This is a genomic window from Pseudomonas sp. 05N433 (genome assembly GCF_056396925.1).
Map to the genome: position 1 here is coordinate 39,433 of NZ_JBFTML010000009.1, position 18,071 is coordinate 57,503.

Annotated in this window: 9 protein-coding genes; 6 read left to right on the plus strand and 3 right to left on the minus strand. The window is 61.6% G+C overall.

The window, feature by feature from the left end:
• Positions 1-118: 118 nt before the first annotated feature.
• A complete protein-coding gene (locus AC1DIS_RS05855; RefSeq protein WP_477743409.1) occupies positions 119-7,258 on the minus strand; it encodes a retention module-containing protein in 7,140 nt (2,379 codons plus the stop codon).
• 591 nt (positions 7,259-7,849) lie between these two features.
• On the opposite strand from AC1DIS_RS05855, the gene AC1DIS_RS05860 reads away from it, so the two are divergent.
• The 3 genes from AC1DIS_RS05860 to AC1DIS_RS05870 all read left to right on the plus strand — a co-directional run bounded on the left by AC1DIS_RS05860 (position 7,850) and on the right by AC1DIS_RS05870 (position 12,947).
• Complete coding sequence (locus AC1DIS_RS05860; protein WP_019648053.1) at positions 7,850-9,208, plus strand: TolC family outer membrane protein; 1,359 nt, start codon at positions 7,850-7,852, stop codon at positions 9,206-9,208.
• 26 nt (positions 9,209-9,234) lie between these two features.
• Positions 9,235-11,394 (plus strand): type I secretion system permease/ATPase, encoded by a 2,160-nt coding sequence (locus AC1DIS_RS05865; protein ID WP_477743408.1) that lies wholly within the window; start codon positions 9,235-9,237, stop codon positions 11,392-11,394.
• 188 nt (positions 11,395-11,582) lie between these two features.
• The gene (locus AC1DIS_RS05870; protein WP_477743407.1) at positions 11,583-12,947 is read left to right on the plus strand and encodes an HlyD family type I secretion periplasmic adaptor subunit; all 1,365 of its coding nucleotides are present in this window, start codon (positions 11,583-11,585) and stop codon (positions 12,945-12,947) included.
• Between the two features lie 152 nt (positions 12,948-13,099).
• On the opposite strand, the gene AC1DIS_RS05875 is transcribed toward AC1DIS_RS05870, so the two are convergent.
• Positions 13,100-13,693 (minus strand): tRNA-uridine aminocarboxypropyltransferase, encoded by a 594-nt coding sequence (locus tag AC1DIS_RS05875; protein ID WP_064619603.1) that lies wholly within the window; start codon positions 13,691-13,693, stop codon positions 13,100-13,102.
• Positions 13,694-13,697: 4 nt separating this feature from the next.
• Complete coding sequence (locus AC1DIS_RS05880; RefSeq protein WP_007938472.1) at positions 13,698-14,591, minus strand: LysR family transcriptional regulator; 894 nt, start codon at positions 14,589-14,591, stop codon at positions 13,698-13,700.
• 358 nt (positions 14,592-14,949) lie between these two features.
• On the opposite strand from AC1DIS_RS05880, the gene speB reads away from it, so the two are divergent.
• From speB to AC1DIS_RS05895, 3 genes are read left to right on the plus strand one after another with little or no spacing between them, the layout of a single operon-like run.
• A complete protein-coding gene (gene speB / locus AC1DIS_RS05885; protein WP_019648049.1) occupies positions 14,950-15,900 on the plus strand; it encodes an agmatinase in 951 nt (316 codons plus the stop codon).
• Between the two features lie 9 nt (positions 15,901-15,909).
• Positions 15,910-16,332 carry a YybH family protein gene (locus AC1DIS_RS05890; RefSeq protein WP_018929906.1) on the plus strand — a complete coding sequence of 141 codons (423 nt, stop codon included), beginning with the start codon at positions 15,910-15,912 and terminating at the stop codon, positions 16,330-16,332.
• Between the two features lie 54 nt (positions 16,333-16,386).
• Positions 16,387-17,898 carry a purine-cytosine permease family protein gene (locus AC1DIS_RS05895; RefSeq protein ID WP_477743406.1) on the plus strand — a complete coding sequence of 504 codons (1,512 nt, stop codon included), beginning with the start codon at positions 16,387-16,389 and terminating at the stop codon, positions 17,896-17,898.
• Positions 17,899-18,071 lie beyond the last annotated feature (173 nt).

Here is an 18,071-nt window from a genome sequence, read left to right on the forward strand (position 1 = left end):
GGGGCAAGCCCCCTCGCCACATGAGGTGTATCCGGGCACAGGGCCGGTAGATAAATCCTCAACCAACAAAAAACCCGCCATCCCCTTTCACCGGGATAGCGGGTTTTGTCGTTTCAGATCACACCGTATCTACCTTCAACGAATGGTCATTGAGCATGCCGTTGATGATGGTCGCAGTGTCCGCCCCGCCGGCAATCACACCATTCGCTCCGGGGGTGACGCCGTAGTGGCTGGCCAGGTTCACACCGGCCAGGTCGATGGTCTGGCTCGGCGTGGCACCGGCCATGGCGCTGATGTCGATGCTGGTGACCAGGGTCGCGCCGCTGCCGGTGACTTTGAAGTGCAGGTAGTCATCCAGCGATGCCGCAGTGCCGTTCTCGCCTTGCAGCAGTTGCGACAGGTCGAGTTTGTCGGTGCCCGGGGTGAAGTCGGTGATGACGTCGTGGCCGCTGTTGCCTTTAAGCCACTGGAAGGTGTCGGCGCCGCTGCCGCCGGTGAGGGTGTTGTCGCCCAGGCCACCGATCAGGAAGTCGTCGCCGCCCCCGCCGTTGAGCACATCGTTACCCAGACCGCCGTTGATGATGTTGCCGTTGTTGTCGCCCGTGAGGCTGTCGTTGAAGTTCGAGCCCGTGAGGTTTTCGATGCCGGTCAGGGTGTCGGTGCCTGCGCCAACGGTGTTTTGCGCAGTGAGCAGGCTGAGGTCGACAGTCACGCCAGCGGTGGCATGGGCGTAGCTCGCGGTGTCGTTGCCGGTGCCGCCGTCGAGCCAATCGTTGCCCGGCCCGCTGAACAGCAGATCGTTGCCGGCGCCGCCATGCATCTCGTTATTGCCTGAGCCTGCGGTGAGCACATCGTTGCCGTCACCCGCATTGATAATGTTGTTGCCGGTGCCCGCGATCAACACGTCATCGCCCGAGGTGCCGGTCAGTGTATGGCCGGCCTGATAGGTGATGTCGACTGCCGCGCTGTCGCTGCCGCCGTGGTTGTCGCTCGCGGTGTAGGTGCCGTGGAAGTCTGGCGTGGAGTCCTGGGCTCCGGCGTAGTTGACGGTCATGGTCAGTTGATAGTTTTCCGCCCCCTTCCCGCTGTTGCCAGGTCCCCCGTCGTCAATGTTGGTGATGTGGATCTGGTACGTGCCGTCCGCCGTGGCGGTGATGGTCTGGCCATCGGCGAGAGCCATGTAAGCGCCGCCATTGACCGAGTACTCCATGGTGATGTGGCCGGCCGCCAGGTTGTGGTCCAGGTTGAGGGTCTCGCCCTGTTTGAGGTTGACGGTGATGCGGTCCTCATCGTTGGTATTGTTGGTGCTGACCGCCCCCAAGGCCCCGCTGACCACCAGCATGGCGGTCATGGCGGCAGCGTTGGCGACGAATGCACTGCGGGCGATGGTCACGGCCTGGACGTTATTGCCGGTGAAACTGAAGCTCGAGTTGGTGCCGGTAAAGTCCGCTCCCTTGGCCGTCCAACCCGTGTTGAAGGTAGTCGGCGATGCCGTGAGCGCATCACCGTTGGGGTCGGTGTCGTTGGCCAATAGCAGCTCGCCCGGCACCACGATACTGCCCGACAGCACGTTGGTGATGATGTGATCATCGACTGCCACCGGTGGCGAATTCGGAATCACGTTGACTGTCAGGGTCGAACTGGTGAGGTCGCCGTCGTTGTCGCTGGCGGTGAAGCCGATGTTTTCGGTGATCTGCACGGCCGTGGTTTTCTGCGAGGTGTAGGTGTACTCGCCGGTGTCGAGGTTCACCAGCAGCGTGCCGCTGTTGTTGGTGGCGATGCTCAGGGTGTTGTCGACGGTGTTGAAGGTGCCGTGGTTGGCGCCGCCGCTGAAGTTCAGCGAACCCTGATTGCTGTTGGCTTTCGGGTCGTAGGTATAGGTGGTGCCGTCGACCGTGAGGGTTTTGATGAAACCGCCATCGGCGCCAAATGTACCGCCCTCGCCCAGCAACGAACCGGTGACCGGCGCACCTTGCACGGTGCCCGAAAGTACCGAGTTGAGTTGGTTGAGGTCGGTCACCACCACAGCGTTGGTGTCGGTGTGCGTGCTGCCGTCATAGGCCACCGGATCGAGGCTGGCGTTATTGACGCCGCTGCCCAGGCCGATGGCGTAGTTCTTGATGCCATTGGCGTCGAGGAAGGCTTTGAGCGCGATCTCGTCCGCAGTGCCGATGTCGCCTTCGTTGGGTTTGCCATCGGAGAAGAAGTAGCCGACGTTCTGCGCCCCGATGAGTTTGCCCGAGGTGTCGAATGCGGTTTCCATGGTTGCCACGGCCGCGTCGTAGTTGGTGCCGCCACCTGCCGTCAGCGTAGCGATGATCGACTTGGCCGTCGCCACATCGACCCAGATCGACGTCTGGTCGGTGGCGCTGCTGCTGAAGGTGACGATCTGTACCTTCACGTCACCCAGATTGTCGTACTTGTCGAGCAGCGCGCTGATCGCCTGCTTGGCCAGGTCCAGCCGCGACAGGCCCGATACGCCGGAGGGGTCGTCCATGCTCCCGGATACATCGATCACCAGCATCAGGTTGGAGTCGATCTGCACGGCCGGCACCGAACGGTCCGAGGCGACGGCGTGAGGCACGTCATCGACGATGCTGACCACAAGGGTGCCGGTGGTGCTGTTGCCCAGCGCATCGGTGGCTTTGTAGGTGAAGCTCTCGCTCAGGGTGTTCGCGCCGTCGTTGGCGTTGGGCGAAGTTTTCGGCGCCGAGGTCAAGGTGTACGTGTAGGAACCGTCGGGATTGAGCAGGATCTGCCCGTAGGTGCCGGTGGCGCTGCCGACCAGGGTGTAGGTGATCGCACCCGTGGCGCCAGAGACCGAGCCTGCCAACGTACCTGAGCCGGTTTCACCGGTGTTGCCAGGCTCGCTGCCGGTGACGCTGCCCGCCGCCAGGTCCTGGCCGTCCTTGGTCAGATCCAACGCTTTTTCGTAGACGGTCACATCGGTATCGGTGGCGGCTACGAGGCAGTTGTTGGAGACGTCAACAGTGATCGTGGCAGTGCTTTCATCGCCGTCGGCATCGCGCACGGTGTAGGTGAAGGTGTCGGTGGCGCCGGCTTCGCCGACCGAATTCGGGTTGCTGTGGTACACCGCATTGCCACTGGCATCCAGGATCAGGTAGCCGTAAGCGCCGTTGATTTGCGTGTTCAAGCCACCGATGGCCGAGGTCGAGGTGTCGCTGCCGGCGCGCACGCCGACCACTGCCCCACCCAAGGCCGGGCCATCAGCGCCGAGCACATCGTTGTCCAGCACATTGCCGCTGACCGTGCCGCCCTCCACCACCGAAACCGAATCGCAATGGGCCGACGGCACGTCATCGACGATGTTGATCACGATGGTACTGGTGACGCTGTTGCCCACAGAGTCGGTGGCCTGGTAGGTGAAGCTCTCGCTCAGGGTGTTCGGTCCGTCGTTGGCGTGCGGCGTGGTCGTGGGCGCAGAAATCAGGGTGTAAGTGTAGGAACCGTCCGGGTTGAGCAGGATTTGCCCATAGGTGCCGGTGGCGCTGCCGACCAGAGCGTAAGTGATTGCACCAGTGCCGCCCGTGATTGAACCGACCAACGTGCCCGAGGCAGTTTCACCGGTGTTGTCAGGCTCGCTGCCGATGACAGTGCCCGCCGCCAGGTCCTGGCCGTCCTTGGTCAGATCCAACGCCTTTTCGTAAACGGTCACGTCGTTATCGGGGGCCACCACGAGGGAACAGTTGGAGATGTCGATGGTGATGGTCGTGGTGCTTTCATCGCCGTCGCCATCGCGCACGGTGTAGGTGAACACGTCCGTGGCGCCCGGTTCACCGACCGAGTTCGGATTGCTGTGGTACACGGCGTTGCCGTTGGCATCCAGAGTGAGATAGCCGTAGGTGCCGTTGATGTGCGTATTCAAACCACCGATAGCCGAAGTCGAGGTATCGCCGCCGGCGCGCACGCCAACCACCGCGCCACCCAAGGCCGGGCCGTCAGCACCGAGCACATCATTGCCCAACACATTGCCGCTGACCGTGCCGCCTTCCGCCACTGAGACGACATCGGCACGAGCGGTTGGCACGTCATCGACGATGTTGATCACGATGGTGCCGGTGACGCTGTTGCCCAGAGAATCGGTGGCCTGATAGGTGAAGCTTTCGCTCAGGGTGTTCGCACCGTCGTTGGCGTGAGGGGTGGTCGTGGGGGGCGAGGTCAGGGTGTAGGTGTAGCTGCCGTCCGGGTTGAGCAGGATTTGCCCGTAGGTTCCGTTGGCGCTGCCGACCAGGCTGTACGTAATGGTGTCGCTGGTGCCGGTGACTGAACCCACCAGCGTGCCCGAGGCGGTTTCGCCGGTGTTGCCAGGCTCGCTGCCGACGACCGTGCCCGCCGCCAGGTCCTGCCCGTCCTTGGTCAGGTCCAGCGCTTTTTCATTAACCGTCACATCGGTGTCGGTGGCAGCCACGAGGGTGCAGTTGGCCACGTCAATGGTAATGGTGGTGGTGCTTTCATCACCGTCGGCATCGCGCACGGTGTAAGTGAACACATCGGTCGCGCCAGGGCCGTTCACGGCATTTGGATTGCTGTGATAGACCGCATCGCCGTTGGCATCCAGGGTCAGGTAGCCATAGGTGCCGTTGATTTGACTGTTCAAGCCACCGATGGCTGAAGTCGAGGTGTCGCTGCCGGCGCGCACGCCGACCACCGCGCCGCCGAGGGCCGGTCCGTCGGCGCCGCCGATGTCGTTGCCCAGCACGTTGCCCGAGACCGTCGCGCCTTCGGCCACTGAGGCGTGATCAGGGTTGGCGGTGGGCAAGTCATCGACGATGTTGACGTTGATCTGGCCCAACGCCGTGCTGCCGTCGACGTCAGTGGCGACGACGTTGAGGTTCTCGGTGATGCTGTTGGTGCCGTTGGCGTTCGGGTGGGTTTCGTTATCCACCAGGGTATAGCTGTAGCTGACCACGCCAGTCGCACTGTCGTAACCGGTGACGGTCAGCGTGCTGCCAAGCGGAGTGACGATCGACTGCGGGACGCCTGCGGCCACGCCACCGGTGACCACCGCGATGCCGCCCACCGTCAGGGTTTGCAAACCGTCGAGCGCGGTGACGGTGAAGGTGCCGCTCTGGGTCAGCGCCGATGCATCAGGGCTGCTGCCGTCGCTGAGGTTTTTTTCGTAGACGGTCAGTTCGCCGCCGTTGACGTTCAGGCCATCGAGCGTCACCAGGTCGTCGTTGTTATGGATGTTCAGCACCAGCGTCGCGGTGCTGGTATCGCCATCGGAATCGGTAAGGGTGTAGACGAAATTTTCGGTGCCGTTGCCACCGCCGTGCAAGGCTTTGAAATCGGCATCGTTGGTGTTCAGGGTGTAGGTGTAGGTGCCGTTGGCATTGAGTACCAAGGTGCCGAACGTCCCGGTGAAGGTGCCGCCGATGATCGGCCCGTTGTCGGGGCCGGTGGCAATGCGGTCGGCGCCCTGGACGTCATTGGGCAGCACGCTGCCGGTCAGGGTCAGCAGGGTTTCCGATGCCGTATTGGCGTTGCTGTCGTCCATGGCATGAGGCAGGTCATCGACGATGTTCACATCAAGACTGCCAGTCGCGGTGGTGCCGTTGTCGTCCACCACGGTGACCGCAAACTGCTCGGAGAGACTGTTGGCGCCGTTGGCATTCGGATGCATTTCGTTGTCGACGAGGGTGTAGCTGTAGCTGACCACGCCGGTCGCATTGTCGTAACCGGTGATGGTCAGCGTGTTGCCGAGTGGCGTGACGATGGCATGCGGGAAGCCTGTGATCAGGTCACCGGAAACCACCACGATGCCGCCCACCGTCAGGGTTTGCACACCGTCCAGCGCAGTAATGGTGAATGTGCCGCTCTGGGTCAGCGCCGATGCATCAGGGTTGCTGCCGTCGCTGAGGTTTTTCTCGTTGACGGTCAGCTCGCCACCTTCGGCATTCAGGCCATTGAGCGTCACCAGGTCGTCGTTGTTATGGATGTTCAGCACCAGCGTCGCGGTGCTGGTATCGCCATCGGAATCGGTAAGGGTGTAGACGAAATTTTCGGTGCCGTTGCCACCGCCGTGCAGGGCTTTGAAATCGGCGTCGCTGGTGTTCAGGGTGTAGGTGTACGTGCCGTTGGCGTTCAACACCAGGGTACCGAACGTCCCGGTGAAAGTACCGCCGATGATCGGCCCGCTGTCGGGGCCGGTGGCAATGCGGTCGGCGCCCTGGACGTCGTTGGGCAGCACGCTGCCGGTCAGGGTCAGCAGGGTTTCCGACGCGGTATGGGCGTTGCTGTCGTCGATGGCCTTGGGCACATCGTCGGTGATATTGACGTCCAGCGAACCGGTGGCGGTATCGCCGTTGCTGTCGTTCGCAACCACAGTGAATTGTTCACTGAGATTGTTGGTGCCGTCACCGGCGGAATGGGTTTCGTTGCCGACCAGGGTGTAGCTGTAACTGACCACGCCGGTGGCCGGGTTGTAGCCGGTGATCGTCAGGGTGTTGCCCAGTTGAGTGGTGATCGACTGCGGAAAACCGATGGGCACCCCGCCACTGATCACGCTGATCCCGCCGATGCTCAGGCTGCTCAGCCCGTCGGGCGCAGACACTGTGAACGTACTGTGCTGGGTCAGTGCCCCCGGGTTGCTGGCCGACCCGTCCGCCAGGTTGGCTTCATTGAGGGTCAGTTCACCGCCCGCCACCGACAGGCCGGTGAGGATGACCGGGTGATTCGGCACGTTCGCGGCAAACGGCGTAACGATGCCTTTATCGCCGTTGTCCGGCGCAGCGTCCCGGCGTTCCAGGGGGAATTCGGGAATACCGTTGAAGCCGGCGGTGGGGAAACCAATCGTGGGATCGACCCGCCCGCCCACTTCCTCCAACAGCACAAAACTGTGGCCACCACCCAGCGCACCACCGGGCGCGCCCGTTGCGCCCGGTCCGGCGGCGGTGGCCTCAGCGGTCTGGGTCGGGTCGGCACCGGCGGCAATGGCTTTTTGCAGTTGCTCGACATCGGTCAGTTGCGCCTGGCTCGGCGTTACCGCATCAGTGGTCTCCACATGCGGCACCTGGTGCGCCAGTAACTGGGCATTCATTTGCAGGCTGCTGTCACGCCCCAGCGTCAGCTCCTGGCCATTTTGCATATGCACCGCCACCGCCCCTTCAGCCCCGGTGACCAGCTGCTCGCCGGCAAACAGCCGATCGCCCTCGATCAGTGCCCGTCGAGTGCCATCACCCGCCACTGCATACACCTGACCGATGACCTTACTGACGATACCGATGAGCGTTGCCATGTGCATTCCTCCGCTGCCAACTGCTGTCGGCATCCTGTTTGCGCGAAGAAACGTGCTCATGGTTCAAGCAGGTTGCCCGAGACCCGCGTGCCGGAAAGCGTTTACCTGAAGTAAACCGCTGCCTCCCGACACTCTCGCCAGGCGTGTCGCTCGCGAGGGGGGTGTCTTGGGATCGGGATAAAACCCTCTGCAATCAATGGCATCGGGACCCACTTCCAAAACGACCGGCCTGCAAACGCATGCGTAACGGTTCTGAATCACTCGAGTGACAAAAAAATGTCGCCTCTAAACCGTCTCGCTCTCCTCCCCTCCAGCACTTCTTCGCCCTGTGTCGAAAAGTGAATGGAACTTTCCAAAACCCTGTTGATGTTCCAGAAAGCCAATAAAACAAAGGCTTTCGCATTGAACAATGTGCTGGATTTTTCAGGCCGCATAAGTTTTTTTTGGCATAGCCCTTATGAAAAATTTTTCTTAGCTACGCTTCAGGATGTTCTTAGCTCTGTTGTTACAGGCATGAAACGGTTTCATCTAAAAATATCGTCAAAAAAATGGCGACCGCTAAGCACCATCAGGAATCAGGGAGATGCACCCATGCGCGTTTTAACCCCCCTTTGCAGTGCGATTCTGCTGGCCATGGCCTGCGCTTCTCAGGCTCAGGCGATGTCATTGACCGAGGCGATCCAGAGCACCATTGCGACCCACCCGGAACTGGCGTCTCGGGTCGATGCCCGGCTCTCGGCCGACGAGCAGATTAAAGTCGCTAAAGGGGGCTTTTATCCATCGGTGGATTTGAACGCCGCCTATGGTCGCGGCTACAGCGATAACACCACCACCCGGTCGCGAGGCAATCACAACACCGAAATCCTCACCTACACCCAGTCGGAACTGCGCCTGCGGCAAATGCTGTTTGATGGTTTCAACACCGCCAACGAGGTCGCGCGCACCAAAGGCGTGTCCAACTCGCGGGCCTATTACGCTCAAGGCACCGCCCAGGACCTGGCCCTGCGCACCATCGAGGTGTACCTCGAAGTGCTCAAGCGCCGCGAACTGGTGACCCTGGCCAAGAACAATCTACAAGCGCACATGCGGGTCAACGATCAGATCGGCCTGCGTACCCAGCGTGGGATCGGCAGCAACGCCGACGCCGACCAGTCCACCGCTCGCCGGGCACTGGCGCAAAACAACCTCGACACCGCCGAAGTCGATCTGGCCGATGCCGAAGCGAATTTTTACAGCGTCGTGGGGCGCATGCCCGATGAACTCGAAGCGCCGCCGTCGACCCGCGGCGAACTGCCCGCCACCCTGCCCGAAGCCCAGCAGAGCATGGTGGAAAACAACCCGTACCTGAAATCCGCCCAGGCTGATGTGCAATCGGCCGAGAGCCAGTACGAAGTCGCCAAGTCGCCGTTCTACCCACGCTTCGACGCCGAAGCAGCGGTGGGCGCCAATAACAATGTGCAGGGCGATCAAGGCCACGACAACGAATGGCGAGTGGGCGTGGTGATGAACTACAACCTGTTCCGTGGCGGCAGCGACAAGGCCCGGTTGGCCTCCGATGCGCATCAGATCAACCAGGCGATGGACATCCGCAACAACGCATTGCGCCAGCTCAACGAGAACATCCACCTGGCCTGGAACGCCATGCAAAACGCCAAGAAACAAACCCCGACCGCCCGTGAATACGCCGAAACCACCACCCGAGTACGGGCGGCGTATCAGGATCAGTTCGGTCTCGGCCAACGGACTCTGCTCGACTTGCTCGACAGTGAAAACGAGCTCTACAACGCCAACCGCCGCTACACCGAAGTGCGCTACACCGAGGAGTTCTCGATGTACCGCGTGCTGGCGAACATGGGCCAGTTGTTGAGCAAGCAACGGGTGGTGCTGCCCGCCGATGCGATCGCCGCCACCGAAGTGAAAAACGAAGCGCGCTTGCCTGAACTCAAATGAAGTAACGCCGTGTAGGAGCGATCAATGTGACCAGCATGGAAACCGGCAACACGGGTGTCGATCCGCGTCTTAGTTTCGATGATCCGCTTCTGGACGGCCTGTTGATTCTCTGCAAACTCCACGGCGCGACGGTCAGTCGTGCCAGCCTGAGTGCCGGGCTGCCAATGGCACACCAACGCTTGAGCCTGGACCTGCTGCCCCGCGCAGCGGCCCGGGCCAGTTTGCAGGCGCGGGTGCTGCGCCGTGAACTGGCGGATATTTCCGCGCTCAACCTGCCGGTGATGCTGATCCTCAACCATGGCCGCTGCGCGGTCTTGCGCCGTTGGGGCGACAATGGTCAGGCGCTGATTCTGCCCAGCGAAGCCGACGGCGGAGAACAGTGGGTCAGTACGGACGAGCTGGCCGCCAACTACAGCGGCCAGGCCTTGTTCGCCCGGCCACGGCATGAACTCGAAGACTTGCGCGCGCCGCTGGTGCCGCGGGTCGAGGCGTGGTTTCGCGACACGCTGAAGCTGTCGAAATGGCTGTACAGCGATGCGATTCTGGCAAGTTTCCTGATCAACCTGCTGGGCCTGATGGTGCCGCTGTTCGTAATGCAGACCTACGACCGGGTGGTGCCGAACCAGGCCACTTCAACCTTGTGGGTGTTGTCGATCGGCTTGCTGATCGGCACCGGTTTCGAACTGGTGCTGCGGGTGGTTCGTGCACACTTGCTGGACACTGCCGGGAAGAAAACCGACGTGATTCTTTCAGCGACCCTGTTCGAACGCATCACCGGCATGGCGATGAAAGCGCGACCCGCAACCATCGGTGGTTTCGCCCAGAGCATTCATGACTTCCAGGGCCTGCGGGAGTTTCTCACCGCCGTCACGCTGACCAGCCTGATCGACATGCCCTTCGCCGTGCTGATGCTGGTGGTGATCGGCCTGCTCGGCGGCTGGCTGGTGGTGATTCCGCTGCTGGCCTTCCCCATCACGATTCTCTTCGCCATGGTGATTCAGGCGCGCCTGCGCGACACCGTGCAGAAGAGTCTGAGCCTCGGTGCCGAACGCCAGGCCCTGCTGATCGAAACCCTCGGCGGCCTGGAAACCCTCAAGGCCTGCAGCGCTGAAAGCGAGCGCCAGCACAAATGGGAAAGCACCCACGGCGCCCTCACCCGCCTCGACAGCCATGCGCGCAACCTCTCCGCGCTGGCCACCAACGGCACGCTGTTCATTCAGCAGTTTTCCGGCATGGCGACCATCGTCGCCGGGGTCTATAGCATCATCGCCGGCAACCTCAGCGTCGGTGCGCTGGTGGCAAGCTATATGCTCGGCAGCCGCGTGCTCGCGCCGCTGGGGCAGATCGCCGGGTTGATTACCCGTTACCAGCAAGCGCAACTGACCATGAAAAGCACCGATTCGCTGATGTCGTTGCCGCAAGAGCGCGACGCCAGGCAGCGGCCACTGGAGCGCACGCAACTGCAAGGCGCCCTGGACGTCTGCGGCGTAACGTTCCACTACAACGGCCAGAACGCGCCGGCCCTGGCCAACGTCAGCTTCAGCATGAAACCGGGCGAGCGGATCGGCATCATCGGCCGTAGCGGCTCGGGCAAAAGCACCTTGGCGCGGCTGGTGATGGGTTTCTACGCGCCGGAAGAAGGCCAGTTGCTGCTCGATGGCCTGGACCTGCGGCAACTGGACGTCGCCGACCTGCGTCAACAGATCGGCTACGTCGCCCACGACCTGCCCTTGTTGGCCGGCAGCCTGCGCGACAACCTGACCCTCGGCGCCCGTTATGTCAGCGATGCCCGGATGCTTGAAGTCGCTGAGCTGACCGGCGTGACTGAACTGGCGCGTCAGCATCCACAAGGGTTTGATCGGCCGGTGGGCGAGCGTGGTCAACTGCTGTCGGGCGGGCAACGGCAAGCGGTGTTGCTGGCGCGAGCCTTGTTGCTCGATCCGCCAATCATGCTGCTCGACGAACCGACCAGCGCCATGGACAACAGCAGCGAAGACCTTCTGCGGCAGAAACTCCACGACTGGGTCCAGGGCAAAACAGTGCTGTTGGTCACCCACCGCAGTTCGATGCTCAGCCTGGTGGATCGGCTGGTGGTGCTGGACAACGGGCGGATCGTCGCCGACGGCCCGAAAGAAGCGGTGATCGATGCATTGCGCAAGGGCCGTGTCGGCTCTGCGACGGTTTAGGAGCGCCCACTCGATGCCAATACATACCTGTGGCGAGGGAGCTTGCTCCCGCTGGGTTGCGCAGCAGCCCCATTCACCTCGTTGTGTCAGCTGGACTTTTGCGACGGCTTCGCCGCCGAACGGGAGCAAGCTCCCTCGCCACAGTTTTTTGTTCGGCATTACTTCTCTTAACTGACGGGTATCGTCCCATGTCTGCTCAAACACCGGATTCAGCGGCCCGAAGCTACTTCGGCAGTTTCAGCAAAAGTGCCGAGAGCGAGTTCATGCCGGAAACCGCCGGCGCCTCGTTGCAGGATTCACCGCGCTGGTCGCGGATCACCGTGTGGCTGGCGGCGGCGCTGCTGATCAGCGCGCTGGTCTGGGCCAAATTCGCCGTGTTGCAGGAAGTCACCATGGGCGAAGGCAAGGCGATTCCGTCGAGCAAGATACAGGTGATCCAGAACCTGGAAGGCGGCATCGTCACCGAGATTTTCGTGCGCGAAGGGCAAATGGTGAACAAGGGCGACACCTTGCTGCGCCTGGATGACACGCGATTCCTGTCGAACAAGGGTGAAAGCGAAGCGGACCGCTATGCCTTGATCGCGCAGGTCGAACGATTGTCCGCCGAAGCGGAAGGCCGGCCATTCACACTGTCGCAGGAAGTGATCGCCAAGGCGCCGCAAGTGGCCGAGGACGAACGCTCGCTGTATGAACAACGCCAGCGCCGACTGGCCAGCGAACAACGCACGCTGACTGAACAACTTCGGCAAAAAACCCAGGAGCTGGCGGAGTTCCGTTCCAAACAGGGGCAGTTCAGTTCCAGTCTGGCGCTGCTGCAACAAGAGATGAACATGTCGGCGCCGCTGGTGGGCACCGGGGCGGTGTCGCCGGTGGAAATCCTGCGGCTCAAACGCAGCGCGGTGGAAATCCGCGGCTCGTTGAACGCCACGACCCTGGCGATTCCCCGGGCGGAATCGGCGATCAATGAGATCAAAAGCAAGATCGACGAGTCCGAACAATCCTTCCGCTCGGACGCGGCGAAAGAGCTGAATGAAAAACGCACCGACCTGTCGAAAATCACCGCCACGAGCATTGCCATCGACGACCGGGTAACGCGCACCACCGTGGTGTCGCCGGTTCACGGCATCATCAAAGTGCTGAAGGTTAATACCATCGGCGGCGTGGTCCAGCCGGGCAGCGACATGGTGGAAATCGTGCCCGTGGAGGACAACCTGCTGATCGAAGCCAAGGTCCGCCCTCAAGACGTGGCGTTCCTGCACCCGGGCCAGAAAGCCATGGTCAAGTTCAGCGCTTATGACTACACGATTTATGGGGGGTTGAGTGCCAGGCTTGAGTTGATCGGGGCGGACACCATTACCGATGACAAGGGCAACAGTTTCTATCTGATTCAGGTCAGGACCGACAAGAATCACCTGGGCGGGGACGTGAAACCGCTACTGATCATTCCGGGGATGGTGGCGACGGTGGACATTATTACTGGGGAGAAAAGCGTGCTGGATTACCTGCTTAAACCGGTGTTGAAGGCACGGACCGAGGCGATGCGCGAACGCTAAGTCTCACGCTGTCCCTGTGGCGAGGGAGCTTGCTCCCGCTGGAGTGCGAAGCGCTCCCAAAACCTGTCAGCATGATTTCCCTGACACACAGGCTGAATGGTTTTGGGGCTGCTGCGCAGCCCAGCGGGAGCAAGCTCCCTCGCCACAAGTCATCACCGGCCGTGATTCTTCTGATAGGTCTCCTCCCCCATCGCCGCGATCTGCCCCTCGATCAGCGCCTCGAACGGCTTTAATAACGGCTCGAAACTGCTCGGTGCTTCGAGGGTCTGCAACGCCTGCACAATCGCCTCCACCGTCGACAACGCCCCAGGCCCAGGTGCCTTGCGCAAGCGATAACGGGACACCCCGCCCTCGGCCAATGTCACTCTCGGCAACGCCGCCAGCAATGGATTGAGGTGCAGCATCTTGCGCGCCTTGCGCCAGGTACCGTCCGGAACCACCAGCAGCAGCGGCTTATCACTCGCGGTGTACGCCTGCATCGGCTGCGCATCTTCACCGGGAAACAACAGCCGCGCCTGATAGCCCGGTTGATTCAACAACGCCGGCAAATCCTCGAACACCTCGCCCACGATCAACTCGGCATTCTTGAGTCCCAACGCAGCCAATCGTGCGGTATTCAATGCATGGTTCACTTCACTCGGATGCTGCAACAGCAACACCCGCGTGCGGCTATCCAGGCTTGGGATCAGTGGGCACAGACAATGGGTTTGCGGACGCAGGCAGCGCGGGCACTGGATTCTGGACATTTTCTTAAGCCTGATTGAGCTGTGCTTTGAGCAAATCACGGAAGGTCTGGATCAGCGGCTCGCGGCTACGGCCACGGCGCACGATCATCGAGAATGGCGCCTGATAACCGAACGTCGCCGGCAGCAGCACGCGCAAATCCCCCTTGTCGGCCCAGGCCTGGGCGTAGTGCTCCGGCAGGTAACCGATGTAGGCGCCGGACAGCACCAGAATCAATTGGGCCTCCATACTTTCCACGGTCGCCGCGCTGTGCTTGAAACCATGACGCGCCAGTTCGGCCTGGCTCCAATAGCCGCGACCGACCATGCGTTGCTGGGTGATGACCTGTTCGGGGATGCGCCGCTCGTTGAACAGCGGATGACGGCTGCTGCAATACAGCCAGTGTTGCTCGCGGTAGAGCGGCATGTAGACCAGACCGCTCATGCGCGTGGAAAAGGCACCGATGGCCAGGTCGAGGCGGTTGTCCTGCACGCCGAGTTGCAGTTCGTATGGGCTCATGACCGAGAGATGCAAGTGCACCGCCGGGTGTTCCTGGCTGTAGGCGCCGATGGCTTCGGCGAATGGCAAGGCCTTGTCGCTGACGGTGGAATCGATCACCCCCAGGTTCAACGTGCCGCGCAATTCGCCTTTGAGGGCGGCGGCGTATTGTTCGAAACCTTCGAGTTCGGCCAACAGACGCAGGGTTTCCTGATGGAACAGCTCGCCCTTGCTGGTCAGGCTGAAACCGCCGCGACCACGATGGCACAGCACCAGGCCGAGGGCCGCTTCGAGCTGGCTCATATAGGTGCTGATGGCCGACGTCGAGAGATTGAGCTCGTGCTGGGCGTTGGCGAACCCCTGATGGCGGACCACGCTGACGAAGATGCGCAATAGTTTCAGGTCGGGTAAAGCGTTGGCCATGGGGGGGGCTCCATTGCAAGGTAGTGCATGTTGCTTTTGTGGCGAGGGAGCTTGCTCCCGCTCGGCTGCGAAGCAGTCGTAAACCCGACTCATGCGGTCTGCCCGATGCAACCGGGCTTAATGGTTTTGGGGCCGCTTCGCAGCCCAGCGGGAGCAAGCTCCCTCGCCACAAGGGTTCGGTGCATGGTGGGGAGTCTATCTTCCCGCCCGCCATTAGTTTAGAAAAATCTGAACTAAGTATTTGCCCGTAGCGATTCTTCCCGGCCACTGCATTTCGCAGAATCGGCCCACAGCGGTGCCCGTCTCTCCCCGAGCGGCTTACCTGCATAAATAAAACAACGACGATGAGGCCTTACCCGTGGACAAGATTCTTCACCAACCACTGGGCGGCAATGAAATGCCGCGCTTCGGCGGCATCGCCACCATGCTGCGACTCCCCCACTTGCCATCCGCTGCCGGCCTAGACGCTGCCTTTATCGGCATCCCGCTGGACATCGGCACATCCCTGCGCCCCGGCACCCGCTTCGGGCCGCGTGAAATCCGCGCTGAATCGGTGATGATCCGTCCGTACAACATGGCCACCGGCGCTGCGCCGTTCGACTCGCTGTCGGTTGCCGATATCGGTGACGTGGCGATCAACACCTTCAACCTGCTGGACGCCGTGCGGATCATCGAAGAGGCCTACGACAATATCCTCGAACACGATGTGATCCCCCTGACGCTGGGCGGCGACCACACCATCACCCTGCCGATCCTGCGTGCCATCCATAAAAAGCACGGCAAGGTCGGCCTGGTGCACATCGACGCTCACGCGGATGTGAACGATCACATGTTCGGCGAGAAAATCGCCCACGGCACCACCTTCCGTCGCGCGGTAGAAGAAGGTCTTCTGGATTGCGACCGCGTAGTGCAAATTGGCCTGCGGGCTCAGGGCTACACCGCTGATGACTTCAACTGGAGCCGCAATCAAGGCTTCCGTGTGGTTCAGGCTGAAGAATGCTGGCACAAATCCCTGGCGCCGCTGATGGCCGAAGTTCGCGCGAAAGTCGGCGACGGTCCGGTGTACCTGAGTTTCGATATCGACGGCATCGATCCGGCCTGGGCACCTGGCACCGGCACCCCGGAAATCGGCGGTCTGACGACCATTCAGGCGATTGAAATCGTGCGCGGTTGCCAAGGCCTCGACCTGGTTGGCTGCGATTTGGTAGAAGTCTCGCCAGCGTACGACACCACCGGCAACACCTCGCTGCTGGGCGCCAACCTTTTGTACGAAATGCTCTGCGTACTGCCAGGCGTGGTCCATCGCTGAGGATCGGTCATGAACGAACGTGATCAGGTACTCAATGCCGCCGCCGAACTGGTGTCGGCCTTTGCCCGAAACGATCGCGAAGCCTACTTCGGCGCATTCAGCATCGACGCCAGCTTCGTGTTCTACACCCTCGAGCAGCCCCTGCTGTCGCGCGATGCCTACCAGGCGTTGTGGGACAGCTGGCGTGCCGAGGACGGCTTCGAGGTGCTGTCGTGCACCTCGAGCAACGCCTTCGTCAGCCTGCAGGGTGACGTGGCGATTTTCATCCATGACGTGGCCACCGAGCTGCGCATGCAAGGGGAGCAACACTTCAGCCAGGAACGCGAGACGATTGTTTTCAAGAAACAGGCGTCTGGCCAAGAACAACAAGGCCTTTGGCTGGCCTGCCATGAACATTTGTCCGCAATGCCGGAAGGGCTGCCACCCCCTTAGCCAAACAGGTGACGCTCACGCACGATGAGCGCGCCTTTATGATCGGAGCAGATCATGAATAACAACAACAAAGACCAAAGCCTTACGCAAATTGAAACCTACGGGGTCGAGCAGATCCCGGACAACGAACGCACCGCAGGCCCGACGGACTTGTTCCGGATGATCTTCGGCGGTTCCAACACCTTCGCCACCGCCGTGCTCGGCAGTTTCCCGGTACTGTTCGGCCTGTCTTTTCAGGCGGGCGTCTGGGCGATTGTGCTGGGCGTGTTGCTGGGCTCGCTGATCCTCGCGCCGATGGGCCTGTTCGGTCCACTCAATGGCACCAACAACGCCGTGTCGTCCGGTGCGCACTTCGGCGTGCACGGGCGGATCGTCGGTTCGTTCCTGTCGCTGTTGACCGCTATCGCCTTCTTCTCGCTCTCGGTATGGAGTTCGGGTGATGCGTTGATCGGTGGTGCGAAACGCCTGATCGGCCTGCCGGAAACCGACCTGACCCTGGGCCTGGCCTACGGTCTGTTCGCGATCCTGGTGCTGACAGTGTGCATCTACGGCTTCCGCTTCCTGCTGTGGGTCAACAAGATCGCCGTGTGGAGCGCCAGCCTGCTGTTTCTGCTGGGCGTCTTCGCCTTCGCCGGTCCTTTCGATGTGAACTACGCCGGCAGCGTCAGCCTCGGTCAACCGGGTTTCTGGGCGGCTTTCATCGGCGCTGCGCTGGTGGCGATGAGTAACCCGATTTCCTTCGGGGCGTTCCTCGGCGACTGGTCGCGCTACATCCCGCGTGACACCTCCAAGCGCCGGATCATGGCTGCCGTGGTGATCTCGCAGATCGCGACCTTCATCCCGTTCCTGTTCGGCCTGGCCACCGCCACCATCGTGGCGATCAAGGCACCGGACTACATCGCGGCCAACAACTACGTCGGCGGCCTGCTGGCGGTGTCACCGAGCTGGTTCTTCCTGCCGGTGTGCCTGATTGCGGTGATTGGCGGCATGTCCACCGGCACCACGTCGCTGTATGGCACCGGGCTGGACATGTCCAGTGTGTTTCCACGGGTCCTGTCGCGGGTTAAAGCGACGCTGCTGATCGGCGTGATGTCGATTGCCTTCATCTTCATCGGGCGCTTTGCAGCGAACCTGGTGCAGAGCGTGTCGACCTTCGCCGTGCTGATCATCACCTGCACCACCCCATGGATGGTGATCATGATCATCGGCCTGCTGGTGCGTCGCGGCTTTTACTGCCCGGATGACCTGCAAGTGTTCACCCGTGGCGAAAAAGGTGGCCGCTACTGGTTCACCCACGGCTGGAACTGGCGTGGTCTGGGCGCCTGGATCCCGAGTGCCGCGGTCGGTTTGTGCTTCGTGAACCTGCCGGGGCAGTTTGTCGGGCCGCTCGGAGATCTGGCCGGCGGGATCGACATCAGCCTGCCGGTAACCCTCGGCCTGGCCTCGCTGGTGTACCTGACGCTGCTGAGCCTGTTTCCGGAATCGCCTGCGGTGTTCGGCCCCAACGATGCACGCAGCAAGGGCACGGATTCGCTCGGTAAACCGGCGATGCGACAAGCCGCCTGATTCAACACGGTGGTCAACAGAACTTCCGTGGCGAGGGAGCTTGCTCCCGCTCGACTGCGCAGCAGTCGCAAAACAGGTTAATGGCGTTCTCCAGAAGAAACCTGGTTGCAGGATTTGGGGATGCTTCGCAGCCCAGCGGGAGCAAGCTCCCTCGCCACAAAAAGCGGTCTCAT